This window comes from Bradyrhizobium sp. ORS 278 (genome assembly GCF_000026145.1).
GTDB lineage: Bacteria > Pseudomonadota > Alphaproteobacteria > Rhizobiales > Xanthobacteraceae > Bradyrhizobium.
Genome location: NC_009445.1, coordinates 4,099,626 through 4,118,307, shown reverse-complemented (window position 1 = coordinate 4,118,307; position 18,682 = coordinate 4,099,626). Strand labels below are relative to the sequence as shown.

Annotated in this window: 13 protein-coding genes, 1 tRNA gene and 1 pseudogene; 10 read left to right on the top strand and 5 right to left on the bottom strand. The window is 64.0% G+C overall.

Going from position 1 to position 18,682, the window contains the following annotated elements:
• Positions 1-39: 39 nt before the first annotated feature.
• Together BRADO_RS18365 and BRADO_RS35460 are read right to left on the bottom strand one after the other, a co-directional pair.
• The gene (locus BRADO_RS18365; RefSeq protein WP_011926834.1) at positions 40-315 is read right to left on the bottom strand and encodes a hypothetical protein; all 276 of its coding nucleotides are present in this window, start codon (positions 313-315) and stop codon (positions 40-42) included.
• 286 nt (positions 316-601) lie between these two features.
• Positions 602-757 carry a hypothetical protein gene (locus BRADO_RS35460; RefSeq protein ID WP_011926833.1) on the bottom strand — a complete coding sequence of 52 codons (156 nt, stop codon included), beginning with the start codon at positions 755-757 and terminating at the stop codon, positions 602-604.
• A gap of 1,462 nt (positions 758-2,219) precedes the next feature.
• Between BRADO_RS35460 and BRADO_RS18360 the strand changes: the two genes are divergently transcribed.
• The gene (locus tag BRADO_RS18360) at positions 2,220-2,693 is read left to right on the top strand and encodes a hypothetical protein (protein ID WP_011926831.1); all 474 of its coding nucleotides are present in this window, start codon (positions 2,220-2,222) and stop codon (positions 2,691-2,693) included.
• 241 nt (positions 2,694-2,934) lie between these two features.
• Complete coding sequence (locus BRADO_RS18355; protein ID WP_011926830.1) at positions 2,935-3,147, top strand: hypothetical protein; 213 nt, start codon at positions 2,935-2,937, stop codon at positions 3,145-3,147.
• 49 nt (positions 3,148-3,196) lie between these two features.
• Here BRADO_RS18355 and BRADO_RS35455 read toward each other — a convergent pair whose 3' ends face one another.
• Entirely contained in the window at positions 3,197-3,358 is a 162-nt protein-coding gene (locus BRADO_RS35455; RefSeq protein WP_011926829.1) for a hypothetical protein, read from the bottom strand.
• 463 nt (positions 3,359-3,821) lie between these two features.
• Positions 3,822-4,559, bottom strand: a complete 738-nt coding sequence (locus BRADO_RS18350; protein WP_011926827.1) for an FkbM family methyltransferase — start codon at positions 4,557-4,559, stop codon at positions 3,822-3,824.
• Positions 4,560-4,858: 299 nt separating this feature from the next.
• On the opposite strand from BRADO_RS18350, the gene BRADO_RS35075 reads away from it, so the two are divergent.
• The 6 genes and pseudogenes from BRADO_RS35075 to BRADO_RS35065 all read left to right on the top strand — a co-directional run bounded on the left by BRADO_RS35075 (position 4,859) and on the right by BRADO_RS35065 (position 10,528).
• Complete coding sequence (locus BRADO_RS35075; RefSeq protein ID WP_011926826.1) at positions 4,859-5,260, top strand: hypothetical protein; 402 nt, start codon at positions 4,859-4,861, stop codon at positions 5,258-5,260.
• Between the two features lie 232 nt (positions 5,261-5,492).
• Positions 5,493-5,927 carry a hypothetical protein gene (locus BRADO_RS35070; protein WP_011926825.1) on the top strand — a complete coding sequence of 145 codons (435 nt, stop codon included), beginning with the start codon at positions 5,493-5,495 and terminating at the stop codon, positions 5,925-5,927.
• A gap of 407 nt (positions 5,928-6,334) precedes the next feature.
• Positions 6,335-7,249: a hypothetical protein gene (locus tag BRADO_RS18345; protein WP_011926824.1), complete on the top strand. Its 915-nt coding sequence runs from the start codon at positions 6,335-6,337 to the stop codon at positions 7,247-7,249.
• A gap of 742 nt (positions 7,250-7,991) precedes the next feature.
• Positions 7,992-8,662, top strand: a pseudogene (locus tag BRADO_RS18335) (recombinase family protein).
• Positions 8,663-9,425: 763 nt separating this feature from the next.
• Positions 9,426-9,566 carry a hypothetical protein gene (locus tag BRADO_RS35450; protein ID WP_011926821.1) on the top strand — a complete coding sequence of 47 codons (141 nt, stop codon included), beginning with the start codon at positions 9,426-9,428 and terminating at the stop codon, positions 9,564-9,566.
• Positions 9,567-10,318: 752 nt separating this feature from the next.
• Entirely contained in the window at positions 10,319-10,528 is a 210-nt protein-coding gene (locus BRADO_RS35065; RefSeq protein ID WP_157872586.1) for a hypothetical protein, read from the top strand.
• A 23-nt stretch (positions 10,529-10,551) separates the two neighbouring features.
• Here the strand turns inward: BRADO_RS35065 and BRADO_RS18330 are convergent.
• A tRNA-Arg gene (locus BRADO_RS18330) sits at positions 10,552-10,628 on the bottom strand.
• Between the two features lie 516 nt (positions 10,629-11,144).
• Here BRADO_RS18330 and BRADO_RS18325 point away from each other — a divergent pair.
• Both BRADO_RS18325 and pbpC read left to right on the top strand, forming a co-directional pair.
• Complete coding sequence (locus BRADO_RS18325) at positions 11,145-16,376, top strand: alpha-2-macroglobulin (RefSeq protein WP_011926817.1); 5,232 nt, start codon at positions 11,145-11,147, stop codon at positions 16,374-16,376.
• Positions 16,377-16,523: 147 nt separating this feature from the next.
• The gene (gene pbpC / locus BRADO_RS18320; protein WP_041757595.1) at positions 16,524-18,644 is read left to right on the top strand and encodes a penicillin-binding protein 1C; all 2,121 of its coding nucleotides are present in this window, start codon (positions 16,524-16,526) and stop codon (positions 18,642-18,644) included.
• Positions 18,645-18,682 lie beyond the last annotated feature (38 nt).

The window sequence follows — 18,682 nt, the reverse complement described above, 5'->3', positions numbered from 1 at the left end:
CGCGCGGCCGACCGGTCTCGCGCCAACGATCCATGGCCGTCAGGCCGCCGGCGTCTGCACCGCGTTGTCGGTCGATGCCGCGGCCGTCATGCTGCGGCGGCTCGACAGCCAGATCGGGATCTCCCGATAGCAGATGCCTTTCTCGTTCATCTCGGCGATGGTCCACCGGCTCGGATGGCGTTCCTTGCCGACGAAGACCCAGTCGTCGGCCGCGGGCGGCGGCTCGTTCGGCCGCGTCCTCAGCCATGCCGAACGGGCTCCCTTCGGCAGACGGTCCTGCTTCATCTGATAGAGATCATACACTGGCGAACGCATGACGCTACTCGTCCTCAAGCTACCGCACGTCTCGACGTCCGGACGTCTCGACACCCCAAGCGTGTCGCGTGGTCGCGGCGAAATTGTGGGAGCCGCGCGTCCGGCCTATGTAATTTAGACTTGCGAGCCCAAGCAGGGGCGGCTGCCAGACCCGTTGCGTGACACGCACGGCGCTTCAGAGAGAGGCGACGCGCGGGGTGATGACAATGATCCCCGCGAGCCGGGAGGACGACGAGCGCGTCCGGCAATGAACAGCCTGCCGCCCTGCATCGGCAGGCGGGTTCAATCAAAAGAAGGCGTAGCTGAGATCGAGACCGTAAGTGGCATGAAGGATGAAGCCGAACGCCGTGGCGCCGGCCAGCATCAGAACGGTCCGGAGCTTCTCGGAGTCGAAGCGGGTCTCCTCGATATGGGTCGGGAGAGCCTTGGTGAGCGTTGTCATTTTGGACCTCTGTACGCGAAACGAAGACGGAGAGTGAGAGACGAAAATATACTTGACGTTGTTAGAGCCCGTTCCGGGGATGTCGTTTTCAAGTCTCCCCAGAGGAGTTCTAATTGTGAAAGAGGAACCCAGCATCGTGCAGTTTTTGGGGCGAAGATAAGGAAAGTAAATGATGAGTAAATTAAATCTGAGGTTGATATCAGTTGTGCGAAGTATTGTTGCACGTCTCGGCTGCTGATTGAAGTTACGAGCTCACCGCCAAGATGATCCTCGTAATATTAGGCTTAATTCGAGCATGAAAGCATTTCGCGACGTCGAGCGCTGCAGGCCCAGTCGTCGTGAGCACGGTCCGCTTCGACAGGCCGGCCCGGTTGCAAAAGCAACTCGAAGTATACAGCCAGTTCGCCGCGACGTCGGCCAACTTGTGGCGAGGCGTTAATGTCTGTGGCCGGTTGGCCACAAGGTCGCCGGTATCATTAGAATGATTGGTATCATGGGATTGACGGCGACGGAAGCCGGTTGCGGAAATCTCCGCGTGGATGTGGTTATCAAACAACAGCCGCATAATCCTCCAGGTTGCATCCCGCACGCGTCGCATGATGAGCCCAGCTACGGCCGAGGCACGGCACGATCGGCCGGCACGTCAGAACAAGGACAGTCGTCGGCGTTCCCGCGGCACGCTATGCCCGAGTGCTGATGACAGCGTCGCCCTCGCTCGGATACGAGGGGCAGGGAATGCCGGGTGAAGGCCTCACCCATGGCCCGCCTGCAACAAGATAAGCAGGCGGCAGTCACCACAGGCGCAGCCGGTTCGACCCGGCATCCCCTGCATGCTGGTTGGAACGGCTGCTTCGCGTTCTCCCTGGTGCGCCGGCTTTCTGGCCACCATCGGTCGGAGCGCTCGTCGAGCTCTCGACCTTGATCTCAGCGTCGGGAGATCAGGACCGCGCGACTTGACCGTGCGCGCCGGGTCGTTCGTCCGCATGACCAGCATGCTGCAACCCGCCGCGCCCACCATGTCCCGCACCCAGCGCTCGTGACGATCGCGATGCGCCCCTCTGCTGCGGGGCGGGACGACGCATTATGACCATAATTTCCGAAAAAGAGAAAGGAATTTATTTTTCGCCGGATGACTGGACAGGCCAAATCATGTTGCGCGCATTCGCGAAAACACCGTCGACGCGCACACGGGTTTCGCGCGTGACGAACCGCGTCATGGTTGCCGCAGGCGAGCATCAAGAGAGTGAGTCGCCCACTTGCGGCATAGCCTCGGCAGGCGTGGACAACGGCAACGGTGACGCGATATGCGCCCCCGTGTTGAGCCCACATGGCGCAGCGCGGGCGGCGCCTTGAACCTTCGGCGAGGCCGCGCGTTTCGTGCGGCGACACTGCGCCATGCCTTCGCAGGGCCGCGAAGCCTGGCTAGCCTGATTGCCCTCGCAAGCCGTTTGGAACGACAGACATGACCTCGATCATCAAGGCCCTTGCCGTGCTCGCCGGCGCCATGTGTTGCGCCGCAGCCGTGCAAGCGGAGCCGGTGCGCTGGACGACCTACCGCATTCCGGAGACCGGGACCTCCGTCGACATTCCCGCCTCGCTGTTCAGCGAGACGGCGGGACGTCCGGACGGCTATGGCCAGCGCTTCCAGACCGTCGACGGCCGCGCCAATCTCACGGTGCAGTCGGCGCCCAACGAGGCCGGAGAGTCGCCGGCCACGTTCCTCGCCAGGAAGAACCCGCCGCCGAACATCCAGTACAAGCGCGTCACCTCGCGGTTCTTCGCGGTGTCGAGCTACAAGGGCGACTATGTCTGGTACAACCGCTGCAATTTCGGCGGCGGCTACGTGCACTGCGTGCTGATCAACTATCCCAGGGCCTGGGAACGCGACTGGGATGGCCTCGTCACCCGCATCAGCCTGTCGCTGAACCGGAGCTGATCCGGGCGGGGCGGCAGCGGGTGCGCGATCAGCCACCCGGCGGCCAATCCCCGCGGTGCCAAGCGGCTATTGCATCGCAGTCTGGCGCTCGTCTGTGTCTACGTCGTCCTGGCCCGGGCATGACGGAGTCCATCGGCGATAGCCGTGCCGGGCCGTTTGATCCAGCTCAATGAGATCAGCGCGTCCCCTTGCATAAGCTCCGGCTCCCTTCAGCCGCCGCTTTGCAAACGGGCTCGTCTTCATGACTGCCGCGTCGTTCACCGTCCGGGCCGAAAGCGTCAGCGCGATCGCCACCATCAGGTGCCGCAGCGCGCAGGACGCGTTGCTGACCGCCAACACCTATCTGCGCCTGGGCGCCGACTCCGTCAGCATCGAGACGCCGAGCGGCCAGCACGTCAGCCCGGACCGGCTGGATGCACTGCTCAGCGATTCCGGCGGCCATGTGAGCCTGTGACGGCGGTCTAAGCCCCGTGACGGCATGAGGCAGCCGTCGGAGCCGGATCTCAGGTTGACGACGTCTCGACGCCGTCCTCGTTCAGCACCGGGCCCCACGCGGGATCGCTGATGTAGGGTCCATACAGCACGTCCTGCCGCCGCTGATAGATGGTCCCGAGAGCAATCGCGGCGATGAAAACGACCGCGGTCAATAAAGCCAATTCGAACATTTCAAAAAACTCCATCGCGCACTGAGGTGGCGAATGAAGGCGCGGGCGTCAATTGCAAGCCGTCGTTAAGCTGAAGAGGAAAGCTTAACGGGGCAGGGCGGGTCCCTGGTTGCGAGGAGCGCGGCGGCCTCGGCCGCGCTGCGGCAGGATCACTCGGCGGCCGGACGACCGGCCTCGAGCTCGGGAAACATTGCCCGGCAGCTCATGCAATAGGATTCGAAGATGAAGGTCAGCAGCGCGGTCATGGCCAACTCCCAGCGGTCAATGTGATGGGCTGAGGATGCCGCTGGTCTGTTTCAGGACGTTTTCGTCGCGGGAGGGAAATGGTTTCAGCCGGTGGGCCGAAGCGTTTCGTTCTGGAAGGTGCCGACCGTCCGCCAACGTTGTCGCGCATGGACGTCGCCGGCCGGTTTCGTCTCCCGTTACGGCAGATGATCGCAACGGCCCGACGCATCCGCCGGCGTCACGACGCCCGCGGCTCCGGGCTCCGGAACAGGAAGTTGTTGCAATAATCCTTGCGCTTCCAGAACCAATCGCCGTCGGCGCGCTGGTGGATCTCGGGATCGAAAGCCGACAGCGGCAGCAGCCGGCCCCGAGACAAAAACTCGCCGCGATAGCCGAGGCCGAGCAGAAGCGCGAAGGTCTGCTTCATCCGCTCCAGCGTCGCCAGGCGGCGGTCGCATTCCACGACGATCAGCGGCCGGAACCGCTCCAGCGTCCGCTCGGCGCCGCGCAGCACGTCGAGCTCGGCCCCCTCGACGTCGATCTTCATCGCCGACACCTGCCCGGTCGCCGGCAGATAATCGTCCAGCGCGACGGTCTGCACCGTGATCGTCCTCGACCGCTCGGCGGGTCGCAGCAGCGACGCGCCGGGCTGATGACCATCAGGCACGAACAAGGTCTTGCGGCTGGTGCAGGAATAGGCGGCACGCGGCTCGATCACCACGTTGTCGAGCGCGAACTGGCTGCACATCCGCGTCAGACCCGCAGCCAGATCGGGCTGCGGCTCGAACGCGATGACCCGCCCGGGCGCCGACCACCGCGCCAGCCAATACAGAAAGCTGCCTTTGTTGGCGCCGACGTCGCAGACGATGTCGCCCGGCCGGATGTGGCGACGCAGCTCCGCCAGCTCGGTGCGGTGGTCGCGCAGCCGCGACCGCAGGAGCCGGACCACAGACCGGGATGCTTCATGGTTGAACAAGATTGCTCCTGAAATCGCATTTGCCATGTCGTTCCACGACGGCGCGAGGCGGCTGCATGCTCATCTCATCGTTCGTGGACATATTCAGACATGAACGTGGCGCGCGGCGGCACCATGGCGCAACCATGGCAAGGTGGGGCGTCTTGGGCGACCCGGTACAAGAATGGTATGGCCGGGAGAGCTAAGGCAGCGGGTCCGGCCGCCTTCACCCTTCGTTAGCGTGGGTCGATGTTGTTAGGTCTGAGGTGTCGAACAAGCGATGGTCAGCCGACCAAAGCGACATCACGCTGGAGATCGGAGTGCGGGAGCGTTCGAAGCTCGGATTCCGCTATCGCGGTGCAGAGGACGATCCGGATTATGAGATCCGCCTTGCAGCGAAGCGGGTGAAGGGCGCGGCAAGTTCGCGCAAATACCGCGCGACTCGCAGCTCAGGCAAAAGGCGCGGCCGTCCCAGTTTGAACCTATCGCCCGAGGAGAAGCAGGCTCGCAGCAATGCTCAAGCCGCTGCTAGAATGTACGCTCTTCGGTTACGCAAAAATGCGTTACGTCACCTAATCCATATAGTGAGCGTGACGGATTTTAGCGCACCGCATGAGCCGGTTCGGAAGGCGATCAGCACCGTCAACGGCATAAGCATGAAGCTCCTGCCAGTATGGATGATGTTGGACCTGTCCGGCCGTACCGTTTCAGCAGCGGAATGATCGGAGGGCGGGACACCCGAGGCGCACCAAGCGCCGGAGGGAGGTCCCGACTGGGCGGTTGGCGGGCCAAGGCTTGCAATCCTTCGGACACTGTCCCCAATTTTCTCGAACGTTTCAGAGGAAATGGCGGTACTGAGGTCTCGCCGACTTAGGAGCGGGACGCTAAACTTGCGCTTGTAGTTCGACGCAAGCAGAGGTTTCCACCGCGTACGCTCGGCGAGAGGATCGGAAAATGGAATTGATCCGGTTTTTCCTGAAAACATTCCTATTCTTTTTTGCTGTGATTTTAGCTGGCTGGACCACAATCAAGCTCGACCTCTTCCCAGCTCCTCCAGAGGCCTGGGTCAAAGTTGTCAAGGATGCTAAAGAGACATCGCATGACCTTGAAGGTACAGCGAAGAGTCTCGAGAGGACGGCTGACGGTCTGGCTCGAACGGCTAATGCTTTGCTTGGGCCGCTCAACAGCTCTTTGGATCTAGCCAAGGCAATCATAGGAAAGATGCCCAATCTGCCTCAACCGCCCGTACCTACTCAGCTGCCCTTTCCCAATTTCACTCCCTCGATGCCGGGTCCGGGCGCGGGCGGTGGTGCTGGTCCGAACCTTCCGTTCCCGATCCCAACTCCGCCAGGGCCGATGCCTCATATTCAACTCCCGCCGATTCGCTAAGGTGGAAAGGGCAATGCTTCGCGCAGACAGGCGGAGCCACTCTTCTTTCGGAACAAATGTCCCATTTGTCCCGGATGTCCCAGGAGCGATGTCCCGGTCGATTACCTTTCCGGCGCGTTTTGCATCCGCGGATTGGTGCGGCTATCTTGGTTCATCCTAGCGAATCGGTTGAAGTGACCCGTGGATACGATCTTGGCCAACGTCGACATTTCGACTCGCGAATACCTCGAAAGCCGTAGAGCTGTGTTGGCGCGCCTTGAGGGCGCGTCGATTCCGACTCCTCGCATGAGGCATCAAATGGAAGTTGTCCGCGAGAACATAGCGGCTACGCAAAGTCACCGGGCGGCCTTTGGACTTGATGCCGCCTAGCCCCAGCATAGTTTAGCCGCACGGCCGGAGCTTGCCAGATGAGCATACTTCGCGAAATCCAGGCGGCGATCCTTCAGGAAAATCCAGACCTCGGCACAATACTTCTCAAATTGCGGTTTTTGGCGTCCCGCCTCGGCAGTGAGCCGCTTGAGGATTGGGTTAGGTTTGAAGCTGAGGGATATTCGAAGGAGGCCGTGACAGTTCCTAGTTATCGAGTAGTGCCGCTGTCGTTCTCCGGCAGTTGGTCCGGTCCTTTTGGTTCTGGCATCCGAAACGCGCCTATTCCGACGTATTTAGTGGAAATGCACGCTGGAAAAGGCTCGGCCGAGAGTAAGATCAGGGAAAGCATTGCGACCGTGCAGGAGATGGCTTCCCGCGAGAGCGGGATAGGGGTCAATGCGTCCAATCTGATCCTGTTGCTGCAAGGCAAGGTTTATGAAGACTACGCTTGTAACGAAATCACTGCCGAAATATCGCAGGTTGCCTTGCGAGAGATCGTGCAGACCGTTAGGGCAAGGATACTTGAGCTCACCATAGAGCTCGAAAAGCGCGTGCCGGCAGCTGTCGAGGTCACCTTGCATCAGGTGGTAGGCCAGCCAGCCGACAGCGCGGCGACGGTCACTCAGATCTTCAATCAGACGGTCTACGGTAACGTGACGCATGTAACAGCCACCGAGGGCGCTCAAGTAAGCCTCGCGATAGTCGCGGGTGATGCTGTCTCGATGGTGAGTGAGCTTGCTAAAGCTGGATTGCCGGCGGACGCAGCCAAAGAGATCACGGACATAGTTGCTGAGGAAAACCCTCAGAGCGCGGACAAGCCTTTAGGTCCGAAGGCCCTGGCTTGGCTGAAGAAGAATGCGCCGAAGGTCGCGTCGGGAGCTTGGAAGATCGGCTCGGCAGTGGCTACCGATCTGCTCAAAGAGGCGGCTCTGAAGTACTACGGGCTGAAGTGAGCCTTTCCACAGACGCAGCTCGGTGCGTTGCAGAGTTATCGGCAACTGCTTGACTCCGGCACAGGCAATCACTCCCTGATTCGGAGCAAAGCAATGATCAACACGATGCAATGTCCGGCCTGTAACTGTACGGGCCAAGAGGTCACAATGACGCCTGTCCGGCTAGGCGCGCCGCTGCCGCCGTATAGGCCTTGTCCTCGTTGCCAAGGGGCAGGGGAGGTGCCGTATCCGAAGCCGGCCCGGGTCTGGCAAAAGCGGTGCAGTCTTAGGCGGGTGCAGTAGGCGATGCCGCAGCGGAGGGCGGCAGGTCATGAGTCCGCCGCTCTCACGCACATGCGTCCGCGATTATTTCTTCGAAGAAGCGAAGCTGCCGGCAAGAGCAGCACCAGAACGATGGCTGAGACCAGCGAGGGCCAGTCGTGGACGGCCGCGGCGATCGCGGCAATGCCGTCGAGATAGGTAACGCGCATGGGACGGATTCCCTGATCGCGATCTCGCGCGATCATTCAAAGTGGGGCCGTCCCTGCGCCGACGATGTCGACACGGGTGCCCAGCGCGGGCACCAGGATGATCGTTACGGAAGCCGTCCGCCGCTCGAGTCGCAGTATAGCTGAACCGGGTCCCGGTCTCAACGAAAGCGGAACTCCCGCACGATCGCACACCTGTGAATTGAGCTGGAGGCCGTGCCGTTTCCCCGCGTTTCCATGGCATTAGCCTCAGTTTGTACTGATTTCAGAGGAAATTGGTACAGATAAAGCGAAAACCAGCGATCGGCTACACGCGCACGAGCAGCGCGGCGAACGTCGGGGAGGGGAAGGACTCGGTCATCCGTCAGCGCAAGGCGATCCAGGCCTATGCGAACAAGGCCGGCCTTCAGATCGTGGCCTGGTTCGACGATCCTGCTGTTGCTGGTGCCGATGCCATCGATGAGCGTCCGGGCTTTGCCGCGGCGCTGGAGCAGATCGCCGGCAAGGTGTCCGAACGATCATCGTCGAGACCGCAAACTGGTTTGCCCGTGATCTCATCGTGCAGGAAACCGGGCTTCGTCGCTTGCATGCCGACGGCATCACCCTAATCGCCGCTGACAAGCCGGACTCCTTCGACGACACGCCAACTGCCGTTCTGGTGCGCCAGATCCTTGGCGCCGTCGCACAATTCGACAGGGCTATGACCGTGGCGAAGCTGCGAGGCGCACGGGAGCGCAAACGCCGCACGACGGGCAGGAAGGTCGAGGGCCGCAAAAGTCTCTCAGAGAGCCGCCCTGAGGCCGTGGCGATGGCACGTGAATTGGTTCAGCGCCGTCCGCGGCTGTCGTTGCGCGAAATCTCTGCCGAACTCGCCGAGCAGGGTCCTACGACGCCGAAGGGTAGGCCTTACAGCGCCTCTGCGATCGCGTCGATGCTGGCTTCGTGAGCCGCTTGAGGGAGGAGGCCGGCAATCAGGGCACTGCGGAAGCTCCGTAATATCGGTCGTTCCATGCACCGGGTCTGCCTGCCCGAGCGTCCGGCAGCAAGCAGCGCGGCAAGCAAAAATTCTTGCTTCGGGCGGGCAATCTGGCAGATGCCGACGCATAAATAACAAATACCAATAACAACAAAAGGAATTTTTAGATGATCCGCGCCACCAAAACCATTATCATCACGATCATTGCTGGCGCCCTAGTTTTCGGCCCCGGTATCCACCCTGTGTTTCCGGGCTCTATCGAGTTGTCCGTATCCGCTGCGGCCTCGGCCTCGGCCAATTCGTCCCCATAAATTTCGACCTTCAACACCATCACCGATGAGCAAATCGAGATCGTGCAGCCGGTCCGAGATAAGCAGACTGAATCTGACCAGAGTCGTAGCAATTCTATTTTGCCGGGCCGCTCCACCGAACAGCGTTCACCCCGCGGTTCACTTGGGTCGCCGATACTTCGAATCATCGCGACCTAATTAGTAGCCTTCACAGCATGTTGTGCGGTGCGGGGAGGCTACGGTGCCGGGGTATTGCGGATGTAGCAAAGCAGAGACAATAGGGTACAAATGGAAGGGATTGGCGCGCTTCTGCCGATCTATTGAGCAAAGTGCACGTTGATAGGACTTCTCTGCAGGCACTTTGCGTTGCGGACGGGGAAGAAAATCGGCCATCTTAGGCGTGCGCGGCACATCGCCCGCGCACTATCGTAACGGAGAGACTGATGGAATCAACTATCGGACTTAACGTCGGACCCATCGACATCACCGGCACCGGTTTACCCGGTACCGGTGCCGCCGTGGTGATCGTAATCGCGATCATCGTCTACCTGATCAAGGCAAGACCCAGCATCAGTCTGATTTGACCTGATGTCTGGCCTTGGCGCCGACGGCTTCCACCCGCCGGCGTCGAGGTCATTGTGCATGACCGCGGGGTCATCGCAAGGCCGATGAAATACGAGACCGAAGAACCGATGCAGCCCGGCAACAACGCTGTCGGTGACGCTGTCGTGCGTTCGCACCCGCTTGCTTCAGTGCAAACTACTTCGCGAGCGTCGCAAAGCAAGCGCGAGTGGCTCGTCAGCGCGAGCTTTGCTTGAGGCGCAGCGTTAGGTCATGATGGTCCTGAACGGCGCCTTCCAGTCGAGCGAAGCCGTTGAGACCGATGCCACCGCCTGCGCCCTGATCAAGCGTTGAGGTGCATGCTCTGGCGCCGGCTCGTCCGGCAGGTAGGCGGCGTCCGATACCGGACAGAGTTCGATCCGAGTATCGCAGTCTCGCGCCTCGCTGTGGTGCAGCATCGAGCCGCAGATTACGAGACCTCCAGCCGCGATTGCAGCACCTGCGAAGAGCCTTGATCCGTAGTGCATTCGATCATCTCCAAACTGGTCCCGGGCGAGCATACCACGTGCCCGTTGGTGCCGCCTATCTCGGACATGGCCTGATTACCAGGGCGATCTCAGCCGCTCGCGCCAAATTGGTACGCAATTCAGATACTTGCGGAAGGGCTGTTGCATGAGAACAAAAAAAGAACAAAATGTAATGTCTCGTGGTAGCCATGACAGCATCAAGCCGCCATCGGCTAACCGTTGCCGAACGCTCCCGCGGCCGCCGCCGAATGAAGGAAATCGTCGCTGAAACGGAAGCAGCGCGCCAGCACGTCGAGGCTGATCTGCTCGCGTCCTTGGGACGTGCACCGACACCACCGCTCGACCGGATTGCGGCTGAGCAGATCAGCGCCGCGGTGGTGCGCGTGAGGCGTTTGCGTGCGAGCGGCCGTGATGACACTGGTCTTACAGAGCGGCTCACCCAGAGCCGTATCAATTAATGAGCCGTGGCTAGACAAGGACGTGGCGATCCCAGCAGGACTCGAACCTGCAACCCGCGGAGTAGAAATCCGCTACTCTATCCAGTTGAGCTATGGGACCGTCGTCGCGAGGCGAACGGCGAACACGTGAACGGACGCGACGCGAACGGACACGATGTGAACCAACACGACGTGAACACGCATGGCGGCCGGTTCACGGGATCGGCGCCGGCGGGCGGGGCCGGCCGGCGCGGAATCCTTAGCACGGGTCATATGAAAAATCTTTGGTTTCGCCAAGAGTGAGCGAACCGGATCCACGGGCGCTGCGACCAAGCGGAGGCGGGGGAGGGCTTTTGCGCCGTTTTCCGCATCGGTGGCGCCGGATGAACGGCGGCCGCGGGCCTTGCCGGGTTGCCATGGGCTGTGAATTGCGGTTGATGAACAGAATTTTACGGCCGCGCCCGGCCGCCGACGGCCGCGACCCGCTATTCTGGTCGCCACAACCATCGCCATCAGTCCGTCACCATTTCGCGTCCATTCTGACCACGAATCGGCCAAACACGGGCGTCCCCGCCGGGCGATCCGTCCCCGAGATCGTTTCCAAATTCATATCGAGAACCGTCCAAGGAGCTGTCCCATGATCGGTCTGGTTCGCGCCGCCGCCGTCTGCGCCGTCATGGCGCTTGGCCTCGTCTCGGCCGGCTCCGCGGCTCTGGCCGCCGACAAGGCGTTCAAGCGCGATGACCTCGCGGATGCCGCGATCAAGCTGGAGGCGCAGATCAAGAGCGAGGCGGGGACGGTGAACAAGCCGCTCGCGACCTTGCGCACCGATGCCGACGCGGCGCTGCGGCGCAACGATCTGCGCACCGGCCTGCAGATCCTCGGGCAGATCGCAACCGTGGCGCCGGAGGATTCCGGCAACTGGCTGCGTCTGGCGCGGACGGTGCTGACCCAGATCTGGCCCGCCAATGCATCGGAGAAAACGTTCCTGCTGGAGCGGGCTTCGACCGCGGCCTACATCGCCTATCAGCGCGCCGGCAATGCCGGCGAGGAGGCCGATGCGCTCGCCGTGCTCGGCAAGTCCATGGCCGAGCGCAAGCTCTGGCGGCCGGCGCTGGATACGCTGCGGATGTCGCTGGAACTGCGCGAGGTCGCGGATGTCCGTGGACAATATGAGCGGATGCGCGATGAGCACGGCTTCAAGCTGCTCGACTACACCGTGGATTCGGACTCGGCGAGCCCGCGCGCCTGCTTCCAGTTTTCCGAGGACCTCGCCAAGCGCACCGATTTCTCGCCGTTCGTGGCGCAGGCCGGCAATGACAAGCCGGCGCTGACCTCGGAGGACAAGCAGCTCTGCGTCGAGGGCCTCAGGCATGGCGAGCGCTACAACATCAATCTGCGCGCCGGGCTGCCCTCGGGCGTCAAGGAGAGTCTGCCGAAATCGGCCGAGTTCAACATCTATGTCCGCGACCGCAAGCCGTTCGTGCGTTTCACCGGCAAGGCCTATGTGCTGCCGCGGACGGGGCAGAAGGGCATTCCGCTGGTCAGCGTGAATACGCCTGCGGTCAACATCAACGTGTTCCGGATCGGCGACCGTAATCTGATCAACACCGTCATCGACAGCGACTTCCAGAAGCCGCTGTCGAGCTATCAGCTCGGTGACCTCGGCAATGAGCGCGGCATGAAGGTGTGGAACGGCGAGCTCTCGACCGCCATGACGCTCAACCAGGACGTCACCACCGCCTTCCCGGTCGACCAGGCGCTCAGCGACATGCAGCCGGGCGTCTATGTCATGACCGCGGCGCCGAAGGGCCCGACCAGCGGCAACGACGAGGACAGCGGCGGCCAGCTCGCCACGCAATGGTTCATCGTCTCCGATCTCGGCGTCGCCGCGTTCTCCGGCAATGACGGCATCCACGTGTTCGTCAACTCGCTGGCCTCGACCGATCCGGTGGCGTGGGCCGAGGTCCGGCTGGTGGCGCGCAACAACGAGATCCTGGCGACGCGCAAGACCGACGAGGCCGGCCATGTGCTTTTCGAGACGGGGCTGGCGAAGGGAGAGGGCGGGTTGTCGCCGGCGATGCTGACGGTGTCGGGCGAGAAGGCGGACTACGCCTTCCTCAGCCTGAAGACATCGGCGTTCGACCTGTCGGATCGCGGCGTCGCCGGGCGCGAGGCGCCGGCGGGACCGGATGCCTTCGTCTATTCCGAGCGCGGCGTGTACCGCTCCAACGAGACCGTCTACCTCACCGCCTTGCTGCGCGACGCCCGGGGCAACGCGATGACCGGCACGCCGCTGACCTTGGTGGTCGAGCGTCCCGACGGCGTCGAGTTCCGCCGCGCCGTGCTGCCCGACCAGGGCGCCGGTGGCCGCTCGTTGAGCGTGGCGCTGAACGCGGCGGTTCCGACCGGGACCTATCGCGTGCGCGCCTTCACCGATCCCAAAGGCGCGGCGGTCGGCGAGACCACTTTCCTGGTCGAGGACTACGTGCCCGAGCGGCTGGAATTCGATCTCGCGTCCAAGGACAAGCAGATCAAGCCTGATGCTCCGGCGGATATCAAGGTCGACGGCCATTTCCTCTACGGCGCGCCGGCATCAGGCCTCCAGCTCGAGGGCGACCTGCTGGTGACCACGGCATCCGAGCGGCCAGGTTTCCCGGGCTATCAGTTCGGCGTCGCCGACGAGGAGAGCGCCTCCAACGAGCGCACGCCGATCGAGGGTCTGCCCGAGACCGACGACAAGGGCGCGGCGACCTTCCCGGTCAGCCTGCCGAAGCCGCCGTCGTCGAGCCGGCCGCAGGAGGCGCAGATCTTCGTGCGAATGGCCGAGACCGGCGGCCGCGCCGTCGAGCGCAAGCTGACCTTGCCGGTGGCGCCGAAGGCGGCGCAGATCGGCATCAAGCCGTCATTCTCCGGCAAGAGCGTCGGCGAGGGCGACAAGGCCGAGTTCGACGTCGTGTTCGTCTCGCCTGACGGCAAGACGCTGGCGCGCAACGGCTTGCGCTACGAGCTGCTGAAGATCGAGTCGCGCTATCAATGGTACAGGCAGAACGCCTATTGGGAGTACGAGCCGGTCAAGTCGACGACACGCGTCGGCGATGGCGACATCACGATATCGGCGAATAAGCCGGCGCGGCTGAGCTTTCAGCCGGAGGCCGGGCGCTACCGGCTCGACGTCAAGTCGGCCGAGGCCGATGGGCCGGTGACGTCGCTGCAGTTCGATGTCGGCTGGTACACCGACGGCAGCGCCGATACGCCGGATCTCCTCGAGACCTCGCTCGACAAGCCGCAATACCAGTCGGGCGACACGATGGTCGTCACGGTGAATGCGCGCACCGCCGGCAAGCTCACGGTCAACGTGCTCGGCGACCGGCTGCTGACGACGCAGACCACCGAGGTCAAGGAAGGCACCAACCAGGTCAAGCTTCCCGTCGGCAAGGACTGGGGCACGGGGGCTTACGTGGTGACGACGCTCCGGCGTCCGCTCGATGCGGCCGCGCAGCGCATGCCGGGCCGCGCGCTCGGCGTTGCCTGGTTCGGCATCGACAAGCAGGCGCGCACGCTCAATGTCGCGCTGACGCCGCCGGCGCTGGTGCGGCCGGGCTCCAGCTTGAAGATCCCGGTCAAGATCGGCGGGCTCAATCCCGGCGAGGACGCCAAGATCGTGATCGCGGCGGTCGACGTCGGCATTCTCAACCTCACCAACTACAAGCCGCCGGCGCCGGACGACTACTATCTCGGCCAGCGCCAGCTCTCGGCCGAGATCCGCGATCTCTATGGGCAGCTGATCGACGGCATGCAGGGCACGCGCGGCCAGATCCGCTCCGGCGGTGACGGCGGCGGCGCCGAGCTGCAGGGCTCGCCGCCGACGCAAAAGCCGCTGGCGCTGTATTCGGGGCTCGTCACGGTCGGCCCTGACGGCAACGCGGAGGTGTCGTTCGACATTCCGGAGTTCGCCGGCACGGCGCGCGTCATGGCGGTGGCCTGGAGCGCGACCAAGGTCGGCCGCGCCACCATCGACGTCACCGTGCGCGATCCCGTGGTGCTGACGGCGACCTTGCCGCGCTTCTTGCTGAGCGGCGATCGCGGCACGCTGTCGTTCGACGTCGACAATGTCGAGGGCGCGCCGGGCGACTACGTCGTGGCCGTCAAGGCGAGCGGGCCGGTAAAGGTCTCGGGCAATGCTAATGTGACGATCAAGCTCGCGGCCAAGCAGCGGGGGTCGTCGACCTTGCCGCTGGACGCCTCGGGCACCGGCGCGGCCCAGCTCGACGTCGACATCAAGGGCCCGAACGGGCTGGCGCTGGCGCGGCACTATCAGCTGGACGTCAAGCCCGCGACGCAAGTGCTGGCGCGGCGTTCGATCAGGACCTTGGCCAAGGGCGAGAGCCTGACGCTGACGTCGGACATGTTCAGCGATCTCGTGGCGGGCACCGGCACGGTGTCGCTGTCGGCGGGGCTGTCGACCGCGCTCGACGCGGCGACCATCCTGAAGGCGCTCGACCGCTATCCGCATGGCTGCTCCGAGCAGATCACCAGCCGGGCGATGCCGCTGCTCTATGTCAACGAGCTCGCGGCCGGCGCGCATCTAGCCATGGACACCGAGGTCGACCAGCGGATCCGCGATTCCATCGATCGGCTCCTTGCTCGTCAGGGATCCAATGGCTCGTTCGGCCTGTGGTCGGCGGGCGGCGACGATCCCTGGCTGGATGCCTATGTCACGGACTTCCTGACCCGCGCCCGCGAAAAGGGCTTTGCGGTGCCGGACGTGCTGTTCAAGAGCGCGCTCGACCGCGTCAGGAACTCGGTGGTCAATGCCGAGGAGCCGGAGAAGACCGGCGGCCGCGACCTCGCCTACGGCCTCTACGTGCTGGCGCGCAATGGCGCGGCGCCGATCGGCGACCTGCGCTATCTCGCCGACACCAAGCTCGGCAATCTGGCAACTCCAATTGCCAAGGCGCAGCTCGCCGCGGCGCTCGCGCTGGTCGGCGACCGCGCCCGCGCCGAGCGGGTCTATGGTGCCGCCGCCGACAGCCTCGCGCCAAAGCCGGTGCTGGTGTTCGGCCGCACCGACTACGGCTCGGACCTGCGCGACGCCGCCGCGCTGGTGTCACTGGCGGGCGAGGGCAACGCGCCGCGCGCGACGCTCACGCAGGCGGTGGCCCGCGTCGAGGCCGCGCGCGGGCTGACGCCGTACACCTCGACGCAGGAGAATGCGTGGATGGTGCTGGCGGCGCGCGCGCTTGCCAAGGAGACGCTGACGCTCGATGTCAACGGCCAGGCGGTGAAGCAGGCGATGTACCGCAGCTACAAGGCGGCGGAGCTGTCGGGCCAGCCGCTGAAGATCACCAACACCGGCGAGGCGCCGGTGCAGGCGGTGGTCTCGGTGTCAGGCTCGCCGCTGACGCCGGAGCCGGCGGCGTCGAACGGCTTCAAGATCGAGCGCGGCTACTACACGCTCGACGGCAAGCCGGCCGACATCAAGACTGTGAAGCAGAACGACCGTTTCGCCGTTGTGCTGAAGGTCACCGAGGCCAAGCCGGAATACGGGCACATCATGGTGTCGGACTATCTGCCGGCGGGGCTCGAGATCGACAATCCGCATCTTGTGTCGTCGGGCGACACCGGCACGCTCGACTGGATCGAGGACGGCCAGGAACCCGTCAATACCGAGTTCCGCGACGACCGCTTCACGGCAGCCCTCGACCGCGCCGCGAATTCCAAGGCGGTGTTCACGGTGGCCTATGTCGTGCGCGCGGTGTCGCCGGGCAAATACGTGCTGCCGCAGGCCTATGTCGAGGACATGTACAATCCCTCGCGCTATGGTCGGACCGGGACAGGCGCCGTGGAGGTCCGCGCAGCGAAATGAGCGAGGGTGGAACGAGCGGTGATGGACTGATGACGGAGCCGCACACTCCCTCATCGCAATTGGATGGCACGCCGGAGCCACACACTCAGCCGTCATGCCCGGGCTTGTCCCGGGCATCCACGTCGGATGTCGCATACGCCGAACGACGTGGATGGCCGGGACAAGCCCGGCCATGACGGGAGGAGAGGGCGGGGCGTCAAACGGCTGCTTGCAGCTGCGCTCTCGGTTGTCGCGTTGGCGGCCGTTGCCCTCACGACCTACACCGTCTCCCTCGGCCCGCTGCCGCTCCAAGAGGCCAAGGCGCTGTCGACCACCGTGGTCGACCGCCACGGCAAGCTGCTGCGCGCCTATGCGATGGCGGATGGGCGGTGGCGGCTGCCGGTCAGTGCGAGGAAGGACGTCGATCCGACCTATCTGAAGCTGCTGTTCGCCTACGAGGACCAGCGCTTCTCCGACCATCACGGCGTCGACCCGCGGGCGCTGGCGCGCGCCGCGATCCAGTTCGGCTCGAACGGCCACATCGTCTCGGGCGGCTCGACCATCACGATGCAGCTGGCGCGGCTGCTCGAGCCCAGGCGTCAGCGATCGCTGCATGCCAAGCTGAGGCAGATCGTGCGCGCGCTCGAGCTCGAGCGGAAGCTCAGCAAGGACGAGATTCTCGATCTCTATCTGACGCTCGCGCCTTACGGCGGCAATCTCGAAGGCATCCGCGCCGCCTCCATCGCCTATTTCGGCAAGGAGCCGAAGCGGCTGTCGCTGGCGGAAGCCGCGCTGCTGGTGGCGCTGCCGCAGTCGCCGGAGACGCGCCGGCTCGACCGCCATCTCGAGGCCGCGCGGCGCGGGCGCGATCGCGTGCTCGACCGCATGGTCTCGGAGAACGTGATCTCCGCCGAGGAGGCCGCGCAGGCCAAGGCGCAGCCTGTACCGGCCTTCCGCAATCCAATGCCCATCCTGGCGCCGCATGCCGCCGACCAGGCCATGGCGCTCGTGAAGGACCAGCCGATCATCCGCCTGACGCTCGATTCGACCTTGCAGAAGGTGCTGGAGCCGCTGGCGCGCGATCGCGCGGTGGCGCTGGGGCCGAACGTCTCGGTCGGCATCATCGTCATCGATAATGACAGCGGCGATGTGCTCGCCCATGTCGGCTCCGCGGACTACTTCGATGAAAAGCGGGCGGGGCAGGTCGACATGACCCGCGCGGTGCGTTCGCCGGGCTCGACGCTCAAGCCCTTCATCTATGGGCTCGCCTTCGAGGATGGTTTCGTGCATCCGGAGAGCCTGATCGAGGACCGTCCGGTGCGCTTCGGTTCCTATGCGCCCGAGAATTTCGACATGACGTTCCAGGGCACCGTGCCCGTGCGCAAGGCGCTGCAGCTGTCCCTGAACGTCCCCGCGATCGTGCTGCTCGATCGCGTCGGCGCCAGCCGGCTGTCGTCGCGGCTGAAGCAGGCCGGCGGCAATCTCGTGTTGCCGAAGGACGAGGCACCGGGTCTCGCCATGGGTCTTGGCGGCGTCGGCGTGAGCCTGCAGGATCTCGCGCAGCTCTATGCGGGGTTCCCGCGGCTCGGCACGACCAAGCCGCTGCGCGAGATCATGACGGCTGATGAGAAGGACGATGCGCGCGAGCCGATGCGGCTGATGGATCCGGCCGCCGCGTGGCAGGTGGGCAACGTGCTGCTCGGCACGCCGCCGCCGGAGAACGCTGCGCGCAACCGCATCGCGTTCAAGACCGGCACAAGCTATGGCTATCGCGACGCTTGGTCGGTCGGCTTCGACGGCCGCGTCACGATCGGCGTCTGGGTCGGCCGTCCCGACGGCGCGCCAGTGCCCGGACTGATCGGTCGCGTCGCCGCGGCGCCGATCCTGTTCGATGCCTTCGCGCGCTCAGGCAAGCTGCCGGTCGCCTTGCCCAAGCCGCCCAAGGGTGCGCTGGTCGCCAGCAATTCGAAGTTGCCGTTGCCGCTGCGCCGGTTCCGCCCGATCGGCGAACTCGTGCGCAGCGGCGCGGAGCAGGCGCCGCACATCCAGTTTCCGCTGAACGGCTCGCGCATCGATGTCGACCGCTCGGCCGGCCCTGAAGCGTCGGTGATGCCGGTGAAAGTCTCGGGCGGCGTGCTGCCGCTGACGATGATGGTCAACGGCCTGCGGGTCGGCGAGATCGACAGCCGGCGCCAGCGCCTGATCGATCCGCCCGGGCCGGGCTTTGCGCGCCTCACCGTGATCGACGCCACGGGCGCTGCGGACACAGTTGTGGTCAGAATCCAGTGACCGTTCGCTAAGCGGTTGTCGGCATGGTGGTTTCAGCG